General features: G+C 55.3%; 12 protein-coding genes and 1 riboswitch. Of the genes, 8 read left to right on the top strand and 4 right to left on the bottom strand.

Annotated features, from left to right (window positions below):
- Positions 1 to 47 precede the first annotated feature (47 nt).
- Complete coding sequence (locus AC0YNX_RS15680) at positions 48 to 425, top strand: hypothetical protein (protein ID WP_475816609.1); 378 nt, start codon at positions 48 to 50, stop codon at positions 423 to 425.
- Positions 426 to 550: 125 nt separating this feature from the next.
- Positions 551 to 1,039, top strand: a complete 489-nt coding sequence (locus AC0YNX_RS15675; RefSeq protein WP_475816608.1) for a hypothetical protein — start codon at positions 551 to 553, stop codon at positions 1,037 to 1,039.
- Positions 1,040 to 1,416: 377 nt separating this feature from the next.
- Here AC0YNX_RS15675 and AC0YNX_RS15670 read toward each other — a convergent pair whose 3' ends face one another.
- Together AC0YNX_RS15670 and AC0YNX_RS15665 are read right to left on the bottom strand one after the other, a co-directional pair.
- Positions 1,417 to 4,542: a DEAD/DEAH box helicase gene (locus tag AC0YNX_RS15670; protein WP_475816607.1), complete on the bottom strand. Its 3,126-nt coding sequence runs from the start codon at positions 4,540 to 4,542 to the stop codon at positions 1,417 to 1,419.
- Positions 4,539 to 6,173, bottom strand: a complete 1,635-nt coding sequence (locus AC0YNX_RS15665; RefSeq protein ID WP_475816606.1) for an SWIM zinc finger family protein — start codon at positions 6,171 to 6,173, stop codon at positions 4,539 to 4,541. Before AC0YNX_RS15665 ends, AC0YNX_RS15670 begins: the two co-directional genes overlap by 4 nt.
- Before the next feature lie 213 nt (positions 6,174 to 6,386).
- Positions 6,387 to 6,486: riboswitch (purine riboswitch) on the top strand.
- Between the two features lie 87 nt (positions 6,487 to 6,573).
- On the opposite strand from AC0YNX_RS15665, the gene AC0YNX_RS15660 reads away from it, so the two are divergent.
- From AC0YNX_RS15660 to AC0YNX_RS15645, 4 genes are all read left to right on the top strand, one after another.
- Positions 6,574 to 7,872 (top strand): NCS2 family permease, encoded by a 1,299-nt coding sequence (locus AC0YNX_RS15660; RefSeq protein ID WP_475816605.1) that lies wholly within the window; start codon positions 6,574 to 6,576, stop codon positions 7,870 to 7,872.
- Between the two features lie 429 nt (positions 7,873 to 8,301).
- Positions 8,302 to 9,591 carry a sensor domain-containing diguanylate cyclase gene (locus tag AC0YNX_RS15655; protein ID WP_475816604.1) on the top strand — a complete coding sequence of 430 codons (1,290 nt, stop codon included), beginning with the start codon at positions 8,302 to 8,304 and terminating at the stop codon, positions 9,589 to 9,591.
- Positions 9,591 to 10,286, top strand: a complete 696-nt coding sequence (gene rnhA / locus AC0YNX_RS15650; protein ID WP_475816603.1) for a ribonuclease H — start codon at positions 9,591 to 9,593, stop codon at positions 10,284 to 10,286. The genes AC0YNX_RS15655 and rnhA overlap by 1 nt, the downstream gene beginning before the upstream one ends.
- Before the next feature lie 3 nt (positions 10,287 to 10,289).
- Positions 10,290 to 10,598 carry a thioredoxin family protein gene (locus AC0YNX_RS15645; protein ID WP_475816602.1) on the top strand — a complete coding sequence of 103 codons (309 nt, stop codon included), beginning with the start codon at positions 10,290 to 10,292 and terminating at the stop codon, positions 10,596 to 10,598.
- A gap of 128 nt (positions 10,599 to 10,726) precedes the next feature.
- On the opposite strand, the gene AC0YNX_RS15640 is transcribed toward AC0YNX_RS15645, so the two are convergent.
- A complete protein-coding gene (locus tag AC0YNX_RS15640) occupies positions 10,727 to 15,298 on the bottom strand; it encodes a BclA C-terminal domain-containing protein (RefSeq protein WP_475816601.1) in 4,572 nt (1,523 codons plus the stop codon).
- Positions 15,299 to 15,311: 13 nt separating this feature from the next.
- Positions 15,312 to 16,901 (bottom strand): glycosyltransferase, encoded by a 1,590-nt coding sequence (locus AC0YNX_RS15635; RefSeq protein ID WP_475816600.1) that lies wholly within the window; start codon positions 16,899 to 16,901, stop codon positions 15,312 to 15,314.
- Between the two features lie 94 nt (positions 16,902 to 16,995).
- Here AC0YNX_RS15635 and AC0YNX_RS15630 point away from each other — a divergent pair, with 94 nt between their 5' ends.
- A complete protein-coding gene (locus AC0YNX_RS15630) occupies positions 16,996 to 18,117 on the top strand; it encodes a glycosyltransferase (protein WP_475816599.1) in 1,122 nt (373 codons plus the stop codon).
- A gap of 217 nt (positions 18,118 to 18,334) precedes the next feature.
- Positions 18,335 to 20,629 (top strand): bifunctional diguanylate cyclase/phosphodiesterase, encoded by a 2,295-nt coding sequence (locus tag AC0YNX_RS15625; RefSeq protein ID WP_475816598.1) that lies wholly within the window; start codon positions 18,335 to 18,337, stop codon positions 20,627 to 20,629.
- Positions 20,630 to 20,632 lie beyond the last annotated feature (3 nt).

The raw sequence follows: 20,632 nt of genomic DNA, 5'->3' as shown, positions 1-20,632 counted from the left end.
CGGTGTATAAGAAGCTGTTGCAAAGTTTGTTTTGTTTGATTCTGATTGTGGTAGTATCAGCGCCATCGCTGTCGGCTGCGGGCAAGACGGTGAAGGTTAAAGTGACGTTAGTCAGCGCCTCGATGGTTTCGAACAACCATGTAGGCAATGAATGGTGGAGCGGCGGCTACGTGAATGGCAAGGAGCTTGGCGTAAGTCGATCCGTCACTCTGAACATTAGCGCTTCCGGCTCCGTTAACCTTAAAGCAGAGGCTCAGGAACAAGATAAGTATCCGGATAACGGCGCTGCTGCTACATCAGTCAAGGTTTCCTCCATCGGCAAAAGCATCACCAAAGCGCTAAACATCACTGTCGTCGAGAATCGCGGCAGGTACTCCGGCAATACGGCGAAGTGGAAGTTTGTTTTTAAGGTAGAGAAGGCATAGATTGTGCTGATTATTACATAAGACCGCCTGCAAGCGGTCTTTTTGGCGTGTTCGAGTGAGTGAACAGCTGAGTTGCAACCTTACCCTTGCCTTCGCCGTCTTTGGTGGTAAAGGGGGGACGAAAGATGCGTGAGAGAGGGTTAATGGCGTTCATTATCTTGATTATGCTCGGGTGTGCATTTTACGGCGGCTATATCGTGGGGAATGACAGCAACGAAGAACGCTCTGAGCAGCAGGCTCATACGGTGAAGTCGCAGTGGATCAAAGAGGGGAAACCGCCAGTGCCGGGTGTAACCGTAGACGGAGCCCCCATGAAGGTGAAGCTAAGCAGCTATACCTGGTGCCAGCCAGCTGGAGCGGATTCCGCAACCTGCCAAAGCGTAGATGCCTCCATTCCTCAGATGGAGCCAGTCGTGGTGAGCGGCGGTTCGCAGATTCAAATTAAAGCGCCTGAGCGGATTAAGGAGCTGACGCTGACCAACATGAGCCAAGGGTTCACCGGCGACTCGTATTACGTCCCCAAGGAGAAGGGCATCTACCAATACAGCATCCACTGCGAATGGTTCTTGGACCAGGGGAATGCGGAGTATTATTTTGCGGTTGAGGTGAAGTAGGGAGGTCCAGCGGAGCAGCTGCATCTGGTTTAATGAAGCGCTAGCGCATGACTAGGCTGCTGCCACAGCCACTCGCCGGGCTAACGGATCGTACACACCTTATTCGTTCAAAATCAGCATCGAAAAAAATCTAACGGACTCCAGCGTCGTTATTTGCAAAACTTCTGAGCCGAGAATGGTGGATTTCAACGAAATAGCGACTCTAGGATTCGTTACATTCCCAAAGACGGCTTTTTCACTCAAATAAGGCGTCTGTAATCCGTTAGCGAGCCCCGAGAACGATATACAAACAAGAAAAAGTACCCGAGAGGAAGTCTCAATGACCTCTTTCTCGGGTACTCCGGAAGCGGCCGCCATAGCGGTCCTTTTCTATGCAATCAGCTATCGATATAATCACGTCGCAGCGTGAACAAATCCTTCAGCGCGTCAGTCGACAGCTCGGTAATCCAGCCTTCTGAGCTTGTGATGACGTTATCGCTCAGCTGCTGCTTGCTCACGAGCATCTCGTCAATCCGCTCCTCTAGCGTGCCGAGCGAGATGAACTTATGCACCTGCACATCGCGGGTCTGGCCCATCCGGTACGCACGGTCCGTCGCCTGGTTCTCAACAGCCGGATTCCACCAGCGGTCAAAGTGGAACACATGGTTAGCCGCCGTCAGATTGAGTCCGACACCGCCTGCCTTGATAGATAGAATGAACACATTCGGCTGTTCATCCGCAGGCAGCGTCTGCGATTGGAACTGATCAATCATTCGGTCGCGCGCCGTCTTCGACGTACCGCCGTGCAGATAGAGAACCTGCTCCTGCAGCTCATGCGATAGCACCCTTTGCAGCATTTGGCCCATGCCGATATACTGCGTGAAAATCAAACAACGCTCGCCTTCCTCTCGCAGCTCTCGCACCATCGCGAGCAATCTCTCCAGCTTGGCGGAGCGGGTGATGAGCGATTCGCTCTCTTCGAATTCGCCGCTCTCGCTAACCTCTGGAATCGGCTCCTTCGTCAGCAGCATCGGATGATCGCACAGCTGCTTCAGTTGAGTCAGCGCGGAGAGGATCGCACCTTTGCGCTCAATGCCTTCCATCTTCGCTACCTGCTCCATCAGCTGGTTAACGGTCTGATCATACAGCGCCCCTTGCTCGGCGGTAAGATGAATGTATGTCTTCATCTCGTTCTTATCCGGCAAGTCGAGCTGAATTGAAGGATCCTTCTTCTTGCGGCGCAGCATGAATGGCTTCACAAGCTTCTGCAGCTCCTGCGTCCGCTCCTCGTCGCGTTCCCGCTCGATTGCCTGCGCGAACTGCTCGTTGAAGCTGCGCGCACTACCGAGATACCCCGGATTGATGAAATCATAGATCGACCATAGCTCCGACAGCCTGTTCTCGATCGGCGTACCTGTCAGCGCAATGCGGTGCTTGGCGCGGAAGCTGCGCACGGCTACAGACTGCTTCGTTCCGGCGTTCTTGATGTTCTGCGCCTCATCCAGACAGATCGCCGACCAATGGAAGCTGCTGATGGTCTCTTGATCGAGCGCGGCTGTCGCGAAGGAGGTGAGCACGATGTCGGCCTCCAGCGAAGCCTCGCAGAACGAATCGCCAGTGAGCCGCTTGCTGCCGTAATGCAGCAGAATGCGCAGCGATGGCGCGAACTTGCGCAGCTCCTTCTGCCAGTTGCCAAGGACGGATGTCGGGCAGATGAGCAGGGCTGGGCCTCGCGATCCGCCATGTTCAGCTTGCTCTTTCACATGGAGCAAGTAGGTAATGAACTGAACGGTCTTGCCAAGGCCCATATCGTCGGCGAGGCAAGCGCCAAGCCCGAAGCGGCGCAGAAAAGCAAGCCAAGCGAAGCCGTCCTTCTGATAGCTGCGCAGCTCAGCATGCAGCCCGGCAGGTATTTCGACCACCGGCCAATCGGTCTGTTGCGTCAGCTGAGCGATAAGCTTCGTCATATGCTCGTTCAGCTCGACTTCAAGCTGGATTTGTTCCTCAGAGCGCTGATCTGCACCTTCATTCGAAGAATCCTTTTCCTCATCCTTCGCTCGCCGCGCCCATTGGCCGGCATTACCGCTAAGCAAATGCAGCTGAAGCACCTCTTGGAACGATAAGCCTTTCTTCTTGCCAACACGCGCCATCGCGCTGCGAATCTGGGCAATGAGCGCCGGATCAAGCGGCACCCATTCGCCGCGGAACCGGACGAGCCGCTCGCCGCGGGCGACAAGCTCGGCGAATTCGTCCTCGGTCAGATCGCTGTCGCCAATCGCAATGCGCCAGTCGAAATCAATGAGCGAATCGAGCCCGAACAGCGAGCCACCGCCGCCGCCCTTGCCGCCCTTCTGTTCACCCTCGCCGGAGCGGACCTTCGCTCGCAGGCGCGGTTTACGCTTGCTGGCTGCTTCCCACCAGCCGGGAAGCAGTACTTGCCAGCCAGCCGCAAGCAGCCGCTGGCTGTCCTCGCTCAAGAACTGCCATGCCTCGGCATCGCTGAGCGGGCTGTTCAACAAATCGCTGCCGCCACCAGCGAGCCGCGCTGCAGGCAAATTCGCCTGCAGCTGCGACAGCCACGCGGCGGAACGCTCATGCACGTGCGCCGACCATGTCGCCGGCCACGAACCAAGCGCTTCGCCGGCGAGCGTCAGCCGCGCCGGCGCAAGCATGGATGGCTCGTGCCGATCCTGCAGCACGAGCTGAAGACGCCAAGCCTCGCTGGCGCCGCCGTCTTCTTCTAGAGCCGGCTCCAGCAGCTGCAGCAGCGGCCGGAACGGCGCCGTGTCCGCCTTCCAGCCGATAGCGACTAGCCATGTGCGCGCGTCCATGCCGGCCGCTGCAATACCGCCGCGCTCCCGCGCGAACAGCAGCGGATAATCGCGGCGCAAATCCGCGGACGCTTCCTCGCTGCCGAAGTAGCGCTCGAACACGGCGGCGGAGTACGCCGCGCGAAGCCCGTCAGCGAAGCTGCCATCTTCTTCGCTGCTGCTGTTCCCGCCATCGTCACTCCAGCTCCCGCCATCATCATGCTCGCTGCCGTAGCCACCGCTACGCTGCCCTGCTATTCCGACCTTGCCGCGCACATCTAGTACCTTGCGCAGCTTCGCAGCCGCAGCGGATTCAAGCGCACTCTCGTCCCAACTCCACGCCAGCTTTCCTTTGCGGTAAGCGGCAAAGCTCGGGACGAAGGAACGCGCGTCGATGCTCGCAGCCACAAGCGGCGCGAGATCCGCGAGTTTCGCCGCGTCGCCATCCCATACCCATTCGATATGCGTGAGCAAATGCCGCTCGGCGAAGAAGGGAATGACCTGCTCTGAAGGGAGGACGACAAGCTCCAGCTCCTGCACTTTCTCGATCTCCAGCTCGGTGCCGTAGAAGGAGGGCTCATGCCAAGCGAACAGCCGCTGCTTCACCACCATGCCAGGCACATACCCGCCTGACGCGTTGGTCCCGTAGATGAGCGCATCGCCATGCTCGGTCAGACTCACTTGAATATTCAACGTGTCCGTATATGAACTCATGGCAGCAGATCTCCTCTCCGCAGTTCTTCCTGCAATGCCCGAAGGCGGCTATGACGGGAGGCGAAGGCCGTAATGAATTGCTCCCAGCGCGGCTCTTGCTTCTGCTTGCGATACAACTTAAGCAATCGCTTCAGCAGCTTCACCGCTGCTTTGTAGCTGTCGCGATTCTTCAGCAGCACGTAGCGCTCCACGGCCTGATGGTAGAAGGGGAGCAGCAGCTCCGGCGCATCCTTCTCAATCGGCTTCAGCATCGTAGCTCGGAAGTCGAGCGGCTCGCGGCCGCTGCTCATATGGTAGTCGATCCACTGGCGCCACTTGCCGTGCGCAACGAGTGCTTCCTCATAGAGCTTGCGCGAATAAGGCAGCATTGACGCAAGCGTCGTCCACATGCGCGGCTCCGCATCCGGCACATGCGTCAGTACGGCACCCCAATAATCGCCATAGGTGCCGTCGAGTTCATCTGTGCGGAAGCTGCCGAGCATCGGGCCGAGCTCTACGAGCCAGTTGGCCAGCCTCGACCAAGCCTGCTCTTGCGAGAGTGCCTCGAACAGCAGCGTAGCCTGTCCTGGCAGCAGCATGCCCGCATCTCGAAGAAGCTTCCATGCTTCCTCATCTTGCTCCAAATATAAGTACATTAAGCTTTGGGCAAACGTCCACGGCAGCTTGGACAGTGCATTGCCCATCTCTGCTTTTGCCGCCTCTAGCTGCCGCAGCTCTTCCTCAATTAACCCGCGCCGCGTCCCAGCGAGATTCGGCTTCAGCCAGTGCCGCCAGCAGGCGTGATACAGCTTGGAGAAGCAGTTCAAGCTCTTATCTTCTTTCAGCATCTGCTCACGCAAGTACGCGAGCGTTTCCGTGATGCGAGGCCATAGCTCCGACTCTTCCGCAATAGAGAGCTTCTGAGCGAATCCGCGCATCGTCACTTCCAGCAGCTCATCCATGGCGAGCTGGGTGTGGTAGCCCATGAACAAGCCCGAATGGCGCCAATCCTCCTGCGCAGGCTTGACCAGCTTCTCCAGCGCAAACAAATGCGCGTGCAGCTCGTACAGCTGATCCATGAGTAGCGATAACGGAGGCTTAAGCTCATGAATCGCCGTCAAAATCTCCCTCGCTTCATGCATAGACCTCGCATGCTGGTTGATCGGCCCGAGCGCACGAGCGAACAACTGATGCCACGCGGATACCTCCATCTTCTCCAATTCATCTGCTGTGACCGATGGTTTGGCAGGTTTCATCGGACCCGCGACATTCTTCCCGCCGCTGCTCGCCTTGCCAGCCGTACTCCCAGCGCGTACCGCCGTAGCCGCATTCACGAGAGCGGGAACTGGCCGCTCTTGCAGCGCAGCATATTGAAGCAGTGCAGCAGTCATATGCTTGCAGCCCTTGCTCGCCGGACAGGTGCAGGAGCGCTGCTCTAGCCCCGGCAGCTCCAACGACACCGAGTAATGCTCGCCGCCTTCAACCACAGCCTTCAACAGATCCGCCTGCGGCATCGTTACGCTAAGGACAGCACCTTGCTTATAATATTGAAATCCTCGTTTTATCGTCAGGTCGTCAAAATATCTCGCAACTTGCTCCAGCAGCAGCTGCCACTGTGCATCGTCAATCGTATATTCCAGATTCATCATCATCGTTCGTCGTATCTCCTATGAGCGATAATTACAGCTTGCTCTCTATTATATCAGCTTTGTGATGGACAGATGGAACTAATGTTCGCCATTTATTGAAATCCGAACGATTGTCCTTTCGTGCTCCTCATAGTTCGGGAATTTTCGTTAAAATCATACAAAAACCATTGACACTGTGTGCATTAACCATTAATCTAGTAAAGGTTTTGCCTAACTAAATAATCTGCCAAGCATGTTCGTATATCCTCAATAATATGGTTTGAGGGTTTCTACAAGGAGCCGAAGAATCCTAACTACGAGCACAGGATACGTCTATACGTGTACCCCTGTGCCCGAGGTTAGGTTTTTTTATTTGGGGGATGCTAATTTTACTTGAATTGGATACAGGAGGCGCATTACTTCAATGGACAAGCTGTTTAAGCTGAAAGAAAGAGGGACGACGGTTGGCACCGAAGTCATTGCCGGCATTACGACGTTCTTGACGATGGTGTACATTGTCATTGTGAACCCGGGCATTCTGAGCGAGGCTGGCATGGATTTTCACGGCGTATTCATAGCGACGGTGCTTGCTAGCGTAACGGCTACGCTTATTATGGGTCTATTCTCGAACTATCCGATTGTACTCGCTCCCGGTATGGGGCTGAACGCTTATTTTGCCTACACGGTCGTTGGCGGAAGCGGATTCTCTTGGCAGGTTGCGCTTGGCGCTGTCTTCATTGGGGGCGTGCTGTTCGTTCTGCTGTCGCTCACTCCATTCCGATATATGCTGCTAGATGCGATTCCATCGAGTCTCAAGCATGCGATTACAGCGGGGATCGGTCTGTTCATTACATTCATCGGCTTGCAAAATGCGAAGGTTATCGTAGCTTCCCCAGCAACGCTGCTTACACTAGGCGATCTTACGGAGCCTATGACACTGCTTACCGTCGTCGGCCTTATCGTATCTCTCATTCTTATGGCATATGGGGTTAAAGGCTTTCTGTTCGTTGGCATGCTCATTACAGCAATAATTGCTTATTTCTCCGGTCAGCTGCATATGCCGGATACTATTGTCTCCCTGCCTAGCGGCTTGAATGCAACGGCGTTCCAGCTTGATATCGGCAGCGTGTTTACGCAAGGCCTGTACTCGGTTATATTCACCTTCCTGCTGATTACGCTATTCGATACGACGGGCACGATGCTCGGCGTTGCAGAGCAGGCGGGGCTGCTCAAGGACAACAAATTCCCACGCTCCCAAGGCGCATTGCTAGCTGATGCTGTGGGCACTTCTGTCGGCGCGCTGCTCGGCACAAGCCCGACTTCGGCTTATATCGAATCGAGCGCAGGGGTAGCGGTTGGCGGACGGACAGGCCTTACGGCTGTCGTTGTCAGCGTGCTGCTTGCCGCAACCTTGTTCTTCTCGCCGATTATTTCTGTGCTGGCGAGCATTCCTGCGATTACGGCTCCGGCGCTTATTATTGTTGGATTCTTGATGCTGAACGTGCTGCGGAAGATTGACTGGAGCGATCTTGAAGAAGCGTTCCCGGCATTCCTGATCGTCGTTCTTATGCCGCTGACCTATAGCATCGCAACAGGCATTGGCATCGGCTTCATCGTCTATCCGGTACTGAAGCTCGTTCGCGGCAAAGCGAGAGACGTGCATCCGATCTTCTATCTGTTCGCCGTCTTGTTCTTTATTCAGATCGTTTTCTTCAGCCATTAATAATTGTAAATAAAGTGTGAGTAAAATTTGTGCAAGATGTATACATTTCCGTGAAAAAATCTAACAATTGCTTGTTATACTGACGAAGCAGCTAAGAAAAGTAACCGCCACGCGGGTTAGAAGTCAGCCAGCATGAACAACGTCGTTGGATGAGGCGAATGGAAAAGTTCAAACAACAAGATCGACACCATCATTCATTCGCCCTATCCATCTGCGTGGCGGTTACAGCATACTGAAGACACCTAGAGGATTTACGAAACTTTCGTCGAATAAACAGTCAAATAACGAATTGACGATAAACCCGAATATACCAAGCAGGTGCCTAACATCATGTTGATTTGGATTGTTATAGTGCTCACTTTCATAAGTTTACTTACAGCGGCTCTCATGTGGAGCCGCTTTTATCACGTTCAGGCCAAGCTCAGATCCATGCAGCTGGAGTATACGGATTTGCTGCGCAGTCAGCAGGGGATTACGTTTAAAGTGAAGAAGATTAACGGGGAATACCGTTACCTAATGTTTGAAGGCAAGCTGTACTACATGCTAGGCCTGACGCAAGCTGATGTCGGCAAGCGAATGGAAGATTTGATTCCGCCGCATCGGCAAGACTATATTCGCGACATCTACGACCGCGCATGGGCGGGAGAGGTCGTGCAGTATGAATCCGGCTTGAATGGGCTTACGTACCTGAACAGTATTACGCCGGTTATCGAGAACGGCGAAACGGTCGAATTGATCGGCGCAGGCAGCGATATTACCGAGCGCAAGAAAGCGGAGCAGGCGCTACTGGAGAGCGAGTCCCGCTACCGCCAGCTGGTTGAGCTGTCTCCGGATGCCATCTTCGTTGTTACGAACCGGCAGATTGTGTTTATGAACAAGAAGGCGATGACGGTGCTCGGCGGTTCCAGCCTGGAAGACTTCTTGGCAAGGCCGATTCACGAGAACGTCCATCGTGAATTTCGGAGCAGAGCAAGGCAGCATCTTCAGCAAGTCCTTGATACGAAGGGTGTGCTAAGCCCATACGAGAGTAGATATATGAAGCTAAGCGGCGAGCCGATCGACGTAGAAGTTACGGCGGCTTATATGTTGTACCAAGACGCACCTTCGGTTATTATTATTTTCCGCGATATTACGGAGCGTAAGGCGGCAGAGCAGCAATTGCAGGAGTCGAATATGCAGCTGATGAAGCTCGTGTCGCTTGATGGTTTGACCGGCATTGCGAACCGCAGATTCTTCGATGAAATGATGGAGAAGGAGTGGGATCTCGCCGTGCAGGGAGGGCTTCCGCTATCGATCATCCTGTGCGACATCGATTATTTTAAAGCGTATAATGATACTTATGGTCATCAAGAAGGCGACAGCTGCTTGAAGCTGACGGCAGATATGCTCGATAAGATAGCCCAGCCGCTGGGCGGATACGCAGCCCGGTATGGCGGGGAAGAATTTATTATTTTGCTGCCAGAGACGGGTGCAGAAGATGCTGCAGGTATCGGCGTCCGGTTGTGCGAGGCAGTGAAGGCGCTTGAGATTCCGCACCGTGCATCACTTGTCAGCCCTGTCGTTACCATTAGTGCAGGCGTAACATCCTTCACGCCATCGGCTGGCGACGAACTGGATATGCTGATTCGGCAGGCGGACACCGCTCTCTATCAGGCTAAGCAATCGGGCCGAAACCGGATGCAATTGTGCGATGTATTATTGATGAAAGAAGGTGTCTAATGGCGAAGCAGAAATTCTATGTCGTCTGGGTCGGACGCAAACCAGGCGTATATACAAGCTGGGCAGATTGCCAGCTGCAGACAAACGGGTTCGACGATGCGAAGTTCAAGTCGTACGAGAGCCGCTCGGCCGCAGAAGAAGCGTATCAGGGCGGCTGGAAGAAGCATTGGGGACAAGGCAGCTCAGGCGCTAGTGCTGGTGCTGGTGCTGGTGGTAGCGGGGGCGGTAATTCGGGCGGCAAGAGCTCCTTCTACAAGCGCAAGTCTCCGTCCGCTGAAGAGATCGGCGAGATTGACTACGACAGCATCTCCGTCGATGTGGGTACGAATGGCAATCCAGGTCCGGTTGAGTACAAAGGCGTTGATACGCAAACCGGCGAAGTGATTTTCGCTGTGGGGCCAATTTCGAAAGGGACGAATAATCTCGGTGAATTCCTCGCTATCGTCCATGGGCTCGCGTATCTGAAGAAGCTTGGCAGCAATAAGACTGTCTACAGCGATTCGGTCAATGCGCTCAAGTGGGTGAGAGAGAAGGGTGTCTCCTCCACGCTCGTCCGCGACGAGTCCACCACCGAAATCTGGCTTATGGTCGATCGCGCCGTCCGCTGGCTGCAAACCAATACGTACTCGAACAAAGTGCTGAAATGGCAAACGAAGCATTGGGGCGAGATTAAAGCGGATTACGGACGAAAGTAGGGCATGGCGATGATGGAAATAACCGAGCAGCAATGGCTGGAGCGGGCAGCTGCTTCGCAGGGCAAGGAGGCGGTGTTCTTCTTTACGCCGCTGTGCGGGACGTGCAAGGTTGGGCTGCGCATGCTCGAGATTGCAGAGGCGACTGGAATTTCGACCCCGGTCTTGTTGATTAATATTAACTACGCGCCGCTATTGCGTGAGAAGTGGAAGGTTGCGAGTGTCCCGTGCTTGGTGCTGACCGAAGCGGGCGAGCCTATTCATATGGAATACGCCATGCAGTCCGTCGATACGCTGTATCGGCTGCTAAAGTGAAGAATGAATTCGAGGATTAAAGAAGGTAAGGTTACGGCTGCTAAGTAATAGCAGCCTTTTTGCGTTTTGGCGGTGAAAAAAAAGAGGCGCACGATGTGCACCTCCCAGATTAAAGTGGCTATTTGGTGTTAAGAGAGCTTAATGATGGTCAGCGCCGCACCAGCGGCTCCACTGATTAATGTTGCGGCTCCCAGCAAGCCGAAGAATTGAAGTGTGATTGTCGTGCCCGCGGTGAGCGACAAGATGACCATATTATTAAATTCTGACAAGGATAGGACTGGCGCGACGATAGAAGGCGTGGACGGAGTACCGTTAATTAGGAGTCGCGTGCTGAGTAGGAGCGCTGCGGTTAGATTAGCCTGGTAGGAGATCATGTACGTACCGGCTGACGGAACGGTAAACGTATCGTTGGCGCCATTTACAGTAATGCCACCGTTTAATAACTGGTTGTTCGGCAAAGGAACGTTGGTGCCGCCTAGAACAACGGCGACAATCCCGCCGCCGGTGTTGGCGGCAAAGCTGTTAATGTTGGTGAAAACCGTGCCAGTAGCGCCTGTTACCCCAGTAACACCAGTGGCCCCAGTGACGCCAGTAGCGCCGGTTGAGCCAGTAGCTCCAGCCGTGCCAGTGCTACCTGTAGCGCCAGTCGCGCCAGTCGCCCCATTAGCACCTGTTGCGCCGGCAGCGGCAAGCAGCAAGTAATCCGCTGAAGATCCCGGTGTACCTGTTGGAGCGGCTATCAAAGCAATATAGGTGCTGCCGCCTGAAGTAACGACTTGACCGGCAGGATAGGTTGGAGCGTTAGCAGGGTTGAATGCTGTGATGCCTTCAAGTCCAACGCCTGTGGCGCCGGTAGCTCCGGTAACGCCAGTAGTACCAGTGGCGCCAGTCGAACCGGTTGTTCCAGTCGAACCGGTGCTACCAGTAGCGCCGGTTGAGCCAGTAGCTCCAGCCGTGCCAGTGCTACCCGTAGCGCCAGTCGCCCCATTAGCACCTGTTGCGCCGGCGGCGGCAAGCAGCAAGTAATCCGCTGAAGATCCCGGTGTACCTGTTGGAGCAGGGACCAAAGCAATATAGGTGCTGCCATCGGAAGTAACGACTTGGCCGGCAGGGTAGGTCGGAGCGTTGGCAGGGTTGAAAGCTGTGATGCCTTCAAGTCCAGCACCTGTGGAGCCGGTCGAACCGGTTACACCAGTAGTACCAGTGGCGCCAGTCGAACCGGTTGTTCCAGTCGAACCGGTGCTACCAGTAGCGCCGGTTGAGCCAGTAGCTCCAGCCGTGCCAGTGCTACCCGTAGCGCCAGTCGCCCCATTAGCACCTGTTGCGCCGGCGGCGGCAAGCAGCAAGTAATCCGCTGAAGATCCCGGTGTACCCGTTGGAGCAGCGATCAAGGCAATATAGGTGCTGCCGCCTGAAGTAACGACTTGACCGGCAGGATAGGTTGGAGCGTTAGCAGGGTTGAATGCTGTGATGCCTTCGAGTCCAGCACCTGTGGAGCCGGTCGAACCAGTTACACCAGTTGCTCCGGTAGCCCCGGCAGCGGACAGTAACAGATAATCCGGAGAAGATCCCGGTGTGCCAGTCGGAGCAGCAATCAAGGCGATGTAAGTGCTGCCGTCTGAAGTAACGACTTGACCGGCAGGGTAAGTCGGAGCATTGGCAGGGTTGAAAGCAGTGATGCCTTCAAGTCCAGTGCCTGTCGCTCCAGTAGCCCCGGTAGCGCCCGTGGCACCTGTAGCACCTGTTAATCCTGTCGTTCCGGAAGCGCCAGTGCTTCCAGTTGTACCGGTATTTCCTGTAGCACCGGTTATTCCAGTCCCCGTAGCACCTGTACTTCCAGTCGCTCCGGCAGCGGACAGCAACAGATAGTCCGGAGAAGATCCCGGCGTGCCAGTCGGAGCAGCGATCAAAGCAATATAGGTGCTGCCTTCGGAAGTAACGACTTGACCGGCAGGGTAGGTCGGAGCATTGGCAGGATTGAAGGCCGTAATGCCTTCAAGTCCAGCGCCAGTCGAGCCCGTAGCCCCTGTAGCGCCAGTGGCACCCGTAGCCCCTGTACTTCCAGTCGCTCCGGCAGCGGACAGTAACAGATAGTCCGGAGAAGATTCAGGTGTGCCAGTTGGAGCAGCAATCAAGGCGATATAAGTGCTGCCGTCTGAAGTAACGACTTGACCAGCAGGGTAGGTCGGAGCGTTGGCAGGATTGAAAGCTGTAATGCCTTCAAGTCCAGCGCCTGTCGAGCCCGTAGCCCCATTAGCGCCCGTAGCTCCAGTTACGCCTGCGTCACCGGTTGAGCCAGTAGCCCCGGTACCTCCAGTAGATCCAGTCGCTCCGGCAGCGGACAGTAATAGATAATCAGGCGAAGTTCCCGGCGTACCAGTTGGAGCATCAATCAAGGCAATATAGGTGCTACCATCGGAAGTAACGACCTGGCCGGCAGGGTAAGTAGGTGCATTGGCTGGGTTAAAGGCAGTGATACCTGTGAGACCTACGCCAGTAGCGCCAGTGTCTCCAGTAGCCCCCGTCGCGCCAGCGCCTGTCGCACCAGTGGCACCCGTAGCCCCATCGGCGCCAGTACTACCAGTTGCTCCGGTCGTTCCAACTCCGGTCGCGCCAGTGGCACCAGTCTCTCCCGTCGAACCAGTAGATCCAGTCGCTCCATCAGCCCCAGTACTGCCCGGTGCTCCGGTCGTTCCAACTCCGGTCGCCCCCGTGGCACCAGTCTCTCCCGTCGAACCAGTCGATCCGGTCGCCCCATCGGCGCCAGTACTGCCCGTTGCTCCGGTCGTTCCAGCACCGGTCGCACCCGTGGCGCCAGGTAATCCCGTTGCCCCAGTCGAGCCAATCGCGCCATCAGCGCCAGGTAATCCCGTTGCTCCGGTCGTTCCAGCTCCAGTAGCGCCCGTGGCACCAGTCTCTCCCGTCGCGCCGGTAGATCCAGTCGCGCCATCAGCGCCAGTGCTTCCCGGTGCTCCTGTCGTACCAACTCCGGTCGCCCCCGTGGCGCCAGTGTCTCCCGTCGCGCCGGTAGAGCCAATCGCGCCATCAGCGCCAGTACTACCCGTAGCTCCGGTCGTTCCAGCTCCAGTAGCGCCCGTGGCGCCAGTCTCGCCGGTCGCCCCAGTCGAACCAGTCGCGCCATCAGCGCCAGTGCTTCCCGCTGCTCCGGTCGTTCCAGCTCCGGTAGCGCCCGTGGCACCAGTCTCTCCCGTCGAACCAGTCGAGCCCGTCGAGCCCGTCGCGCCATCAGCGCCAGTACTGCCCGGTGCTCCTGTCGTACCAACTCCGGTCGCCCCCGTGGCGCCAGTGTCTCCCGTCGCGCCGGTAGAGCCAGTCGCGCCATCAGCGCCAGTGCTACCCGTAGCTCCGGTCGTTCCAGCTCCGGTAGCGCCCGTGGCACCAGTCTCTCCCGTCGAACCAGTCGAGCCCGTCGCGCCATCAGCGCCAGTACTGCCCGGTGCTCCTGTCGTACCAACTCCGGTCGCCCCCGTGGCGCCAGTGTCTCCCGTCGCGCCGGTGTCTCCAGTCGCTCCATCAGCGCCAGTGTTCCCCGTCGCCCCTGTCGTTCCAGCTCCAGTCGCTCCCGTCGAACCCGTCGCCCCTGTTGAACCAGTAGCTCCATCCGATCCCGTGTTGCCTGTTGCTCCAGTTGTCCCTGCTCCCGTTGCGCCAGTCAATCCGGTCGCCCCTGTGGTGCCAGGCACCCCCGTATTACCCGTGGCCCCAGCCGAACCCGTGCCGCCCGTTACCCCAACTCCCGTTGCGCCAGTTGTCCCCGTCGCGCCTCTCAATCCAGTCGCACCCGTGGAACCTGCGGTTCCTGTTGCTCCAGGAGCGCCTGTTGCACCTGTGCTTCCGGCGCCGCCCGTCGAGCCTGTCGAACCATTCGCGCCGGAAGCTGCAATTAGCAGGTAGTCCGGCGATGATCCCGGCGTGCCGCTTGGACTAGCCACCAAAGCAACGTACGTGCTGCCGGCATACGTGACTGACTGCCCCAGAGGGTAAGTCGGCGCACTAGCAGGATTGAAAGTCGTAATGCCTTCGAAGCCGGCTCCTGTCGGACCGATCGGCCCCTGTGCGCCAGCGGAACCCGCGGGTCCAGCTGCCCCGGCTGCCCCGGCCGGCCCGACAGGACCAATCGCCCCAGGAGGTCCGGCTGCGCCAGGCGTCCCCGGGGAACCTGCAGGACCGGCTGGCCCTGGTGGTCCGGGAGGACCGACCGAACCTAACTGGGAGCCAAGCAATGCGAAGATAGCCGCAAGCTGCTGCTCATTCGCGCGGATTAGCGAGACCAGCGCGTCTTTATCAGAAGGCAGTATCGCGAACAGCAGAATGACGCTGCCCAGCAGGTTCAGTAGATCTGTGCTGATTACTGCGGTGCCAAGCGGAGAGAACGGAGAGGATTCCACGAGCGTGATTTCGTTCTCGAGCAGGGCAAGCAGCGCGGCCTGCTCCGAGCGAGTGAAATCAATGTCCAGAACCAGCGCTCGAAGCTCGTACAGCAGTCCGTCCAGCTGCCTGATCCCGCTCGGCGAAGGAGCGGCAAGCACGGAGGACAACAGTCCGGCTAACTGGCCGAGCAGCTGCTTCATTTTGTTCAATTGAGCCTGATTGACCGGGATGGACGAATTGTTGTTCGATGAGCGCGGATTGCGGTTAGACTGTGAATCGGATGAATTACCGTTCTCATTATCGGGCATGTGTCACACTCCTCTAACTGGTTGCTGTCTGTATTGCGGACGGTGCAAGCTCGTTCTCTTGCCAGTCGACAAGATGAGGGACGCCAAGAATGGAATCGTACTGCTCTTGCCAGCCGTATTTGGCTTCAGGGTCGAGCTCAGCGTAGCGCGCTGCCTTGAGCAGTCTATCGGACTCTCTTGCCCAGCCCCAGTGCTTCAACCTCAATGGCGACAGATGAGGCGACGGGTCAAAAATATTATTCGGGAATCGTCCGCAATGCTGCCTTGCTTCATTCCACTGGTAAGGGAAACCGGGCGTGTACCTGGCGAGAAAAGGGCGGTATGTATTATGCGCCTGCCAGTACTGGTCATCGCGGTATTGGCGCTCGTTCCAGAAGTCGTACAGCCTGAACAAATAGCAGCTCGCCAGCGGATTTGCCAGCATTGCAGCGATTTCATGAGCGAATCTGTCTTCAAAATATTCATCTGCATCGAGGTTCAAAATCCATTCCGGACGAAGCTGGACCGTCGCGTCCCACTGCTGTCGCCGCAGCTCGATCTCGTTCGCGAATCGCGAGACTTCGTTGCGCACGTAGAAGAGCGGGATGCCGTCAAGCCGCTCGTGAATAATAGCCGAGGTGGCGTCCGTGCTGCCATCGTCGATGATGACCGCCGCATCGATATACTCGCGGTGCCGCAGCAGCGCCTCGTCCAGATAGCGGCCTTCTTCATTGCGCGCTGTCATAGAGAGCACAAGCTTTGGTCCGGCATTTTTGACGAAGAAGTACGGCACACGGAGGGGCTCTTGTTCTTGAGAGGCTGTGGTGCGGAAGTATTGCAAGGCTTTCGTCAAATCCGTATCGCGATAGATATGGAACGCAGGATAGCGGGTATCGACGGACAACCCGATGCCAAGCGAAGCTGCGCGCACGCAAAAATGCCGATCTTCACCCCACAGGGACAAATTCGGAATGGTTCGAAAAGAAATGGGAGCCACAAGCGCTTCGCGACTAATTAGTGTGCAAGCTCCTAAGCCACCGACGTCATAGACGCCCGGCAAGCGAAGCATCGTAAGAAGCTTTAGCTGCTCTTGCTGCACTTCGGGAGAATCTTTGTCCGTCTGCCACGGCCAGTAATGATCCTTCAGCCATACCTGCGGCAGCTCTGTGCCGCCCGGTTGCCATCGTGTCCAGAAGATCTCAGAGATGATCGATTTTTCCGCTTCCAGAAGCGATTCCACCGTCTCGGGATGGAGCAGCAGATCCGAGTCTACGAGGAATAAAGCGTCGTACTGCTCTTCCCTTGCGATCTGGATGAAGTGGTCCTTCCAAACCGCGACTTTGCCGATGAGTTCATCGTTCCAATAATGCGTGACCTCGTCCCTCTTATAATCAGAAGACGTCTTATTGCCGGCGATGAGCCTGACGGTTGACGAGCCTTGGGCATGAACGGCTTCTGTGAATTGGGTTAACATCACGCTGGCGGCATCTTCGTTGTCATCGATAAATACGTAATCCGCTTGCCAAGTGGTTTGGCGCAGCCTCTCAAGCGACTGAAGGAATAGCGCTAGAATTTCTGGCTTCTGACGAATGGGGCTGCCGATGAGAATGCGCCGAACGCTCAAACACATCACCCTCTCCAAATAATGGAATATTGATCTTTATGAGCCATAGAGTAGTAATATTCGTGGGGTTTATATGGAGAGGAGCGCGTCAATCGTGATTGCGATCAGTTTATGTCTCATTGTAAAAGATGAAGAGGACGTTATTGCCAGATGCTTGGATTCTGTAAAGGAAGCCGTGGATGAAATCGTTATCGTGGATACGGGCTCGACTGATGCTACCAAGGATATTGCAGCGGCGTACACGGATGCGATCTATGATTTCGAGTGGATTGAAGATTTTGCGGCAGCCCGCAATTACGCATTCAGCAAGGCGACCTCAGCTTACATTCTGTGGCTGGATGCCGACGATGTATTACTGGAACAGGATTTGAAGAAGCTGCTCGAGTTGAAAAGCACGCTGTCGCCCGATGTAGACACGGTGTCGATGGAGTATCACCTGGCGAAGGACGAGTATGGCGCTGTGACAAGCTCTCTGAGAAGAAACCGTCTCGTGAAGCGCGAGCGCGGATTCCGCTGGATTGGCGCCGTCCACGAGTACTTGGAGGTGTACGGCGCCTCGTACGCTTCGGACATCGCGGTTACACACGCCAGTCTCCGGCATGACAGCGACCGGAATTTGCGTATCTACGAGCAACGGCTCGCAAGAGGAGAGAAGTTCAGCGCCAGAGACCAGTTCTACTACGCTAATGAGCTGAGCGATCACTCCCGCCACGAGCAAGCGATTATGTATTACAGCCGGTTTCTGCTATCCGGTGAAGGCTGGGTGGAAGACAATATTTCCGCCTGCGGGAAGATAGCGGACAGCTACGCCGCGCTCGGTGCGGACGACTTGTCGCTCGAGTATGCGCTGAGGTCGTTCAAGTACGGGAACCCGCGGCCAGACTTCTGCTGCCGCATCGGCTATTGGCATTTGCAGAAGGGCTCTTATGCAATTGCCGCGTATTGGTACGAATCAGCGCTCAATGCGCCGAAGCCAGAGCAATCCTGGGCGCTGCATAACAATGCGTGCGCAACTTGGCTGCCCCACCTGCAGCTGTGCGTCTGCTATGACAAGCTCGGTGATCTCGCAAGAGCTTTCGTGCACAATGAGCGCGCTCGCGCTTATCGGCCTGCTGACGCCGCAGTCTTACATAACAAAGGCTATTTGGAAGAGGCGTTGAAAGCGAAGGCGAGCGAGATTGCAGAGTATGCTCAGCAAATAGATACGCCAGTTTAATGGTAAAAATATACAATTTCTAAATCATGGTTGACCTTTACATCTTGAAAAGCGTCCCTTCGTACTCGAAGGGACGCTTTATTTTTGCGTGAACCATATATAAATCTAACACTTATAAATAACTTTACTAACGGCTCTATGATAAATTGGTAATATACTGATTCCTCAGACCTACAACTATAGCCGCAGACGTGGTACGAATGGAGGCAAGTTGACGTTGACGTTGACGCCAAGCTTTAAACCCTTCCTGTTTATTCTAATTATCTCGACGGTGCTTGTGGCAGGCATCAGCCTTTATTCCTACTCGCAGTCCAAAGCGATTTTGAAGGAAAGAATGACGCTTGCTACCCAGCAGACGATCATGCAAACGGTTGATGAGCTTAATCTTATGCTTCGCACCTACGAAGACCTCACTTATAACGTGATTACAGACGCCGGAATTTTAAACAATCTTCAAATCTACGGCGACGTGAATGGCGACCAGTTTGATCGCTTTAATGCCGCTAATCAGATCAAGTCGATCCTCTCCGTGCGGTTCTTCAGCAAAGCCGATATTAAAGATGTACATCTATTTCCGATCGATAGTCCGGTTAAAGAGATTTCGACGGTTGGCCCTTCTGAATCAAGGCTTGCCTATGTGAATAGCGATTGGTACAAGCAGGCGAGTACCGGGGATGGACGCAACGTCTGGCTCGAAACAAGACGGACAGGGTTTATGGGAAGCGGGCAGCCTTCCATTGCGATTAGCCGCATTTTAACGCTGCCGACCGGCATGAAGTTTATTCTATTCGTTGAAATCAGCGTACAAGATATCAATAGCACGCTTGCTGAAGCCCATCTTGGCAAAACCGGCGAAATGGTGCTGTTAAATGATGCGAACCAGCTGCTCAGCCTGTCGCGTCAAAGCGTAACCGGCGATAAATACCGGCTTCCTCTGCTTGTGCCGGATAAGGCGGATCACACAAAGTCGAAGTATTTGATGCGGAAAGCTGAAACTCGAATGGACGGCAAACAACAGCTGGTCGTTACTGGCAAGCTGGCCTCGACAGGCTGGACGGTTGCGGCGGTTGTACCGGTGAACGAGCTGATTCAGGATACAGCGAAGCTCCGCAACACCATGCTGTTCAGTATAATTCTCATTGGTATCGCGACATTCCTGATCAATTACTTGTATCAGCGCAGACGAAGCAGTGCGGCGATCCGCTATATGGCCTATCACGATCACTTGACTGATCTGGCGAACCGCAAGCTGTTTAATGAGCTGCTGGATCGAGAAGTTGCCGTATCGAAGCAGCAAGGGATGCGTTTTGCCGTGCTCTTCATCGACTTGGACAGGCTCAAGCTCATTAACGATACGTTCGGGCACGGAGCAGGCGATAAGCTGCTTGTCGAAATTGCAACGAAGCTGAAACGGCAGCTTCCGGCGGCTTATACGGCAGCAAGGTTCGGCGGCGATGAATTTCTCATCTTGATGCCGAACATTAGAGAGCTAGCTCAGGTTGAAGAAGTTATTCGCGAGCTTGCCGCCCTCATCCAGCAGCCGATATTTTATCAGGACAAAGAGCTGTACTGCTCTGCAAGCATCGGCGTCAGCATGTATCCGCAGGATGGCGAAGATGGACAGTCGCTCATCAAGAACGCCGATATGGCGATGTACAGCGTGAAGGAAAGCGGCCGAAGCAGTCACCGCTTCTACGACAGTGCAATGGACAAGAAGTCGTACGGCAAGTTTGAGCTGGAGCGCGATTTGCGCAAAGCGCTGGAACGTGAGCAGCTGCTGCTCGTCTATCAGCCACAGGTTCATCTGGAATCTGGAACAATCGTGGGCGTGGAAGCGCTCGTTCGTTGGCAGCATCATCAGCAGGGAATGATTTCACCGGCTGATTTTGTCCCTATTGCCGAAGAAACTCGCCTCATCATCCCGATCGGCGAATGGATTCTGTACACCGCCTGCAGGCAAAATAAAGCTTGGCAAGATGCTGGTCTGCCTCCGGTTCATGTCTCGGTTAACCTGTCGATTCATCAATTCCAGAGTCCTGGCATCGTTGATAATGTTGCTCGCATCCTGAGCGAGACGGGGCTTGAGCCACAATGGTTGGAGCTCGAGATTACCGAGTCTATCGCGATGCATGATGTAGAGCAAGTTATTCGAACGCTGCAAGGCTTATCGGACTTAGGAGTCAAAATATCCATTGATGATTTTGGCACCGGCTACTCCTCACTCAGTTATTTGAAGAATTTCCCGATTGAACGCCTGAAGGTGGACAAGTCCTTCCTTGATAATATGATTGGAAGTCCGAAGGAAATTGCCATTGTCGGGTCCATTATTGTCATGTCGCACAGCCTTGGCCTTAAAGTAACGGCTGAAGGTGTAGAGAAAGTGGAGCAGGTGCAATTGCTTCGTGAACTGAGCTGTGACGACGCGCAAGGATATTATTTTAGCCGTCCGCTGTTGCCTGACGATTGTGCGAAACGATTAGCCGAGAATGCAATTTATGCGAGCAGGGGGTAGGCG

The sequence above is a fragment of the Paenibacillus sp. J31R98 genome, assembly GCF_056269245.1.
This window is presented reverse-complemented; position numbering and strand designations above follow the sequence as displayed.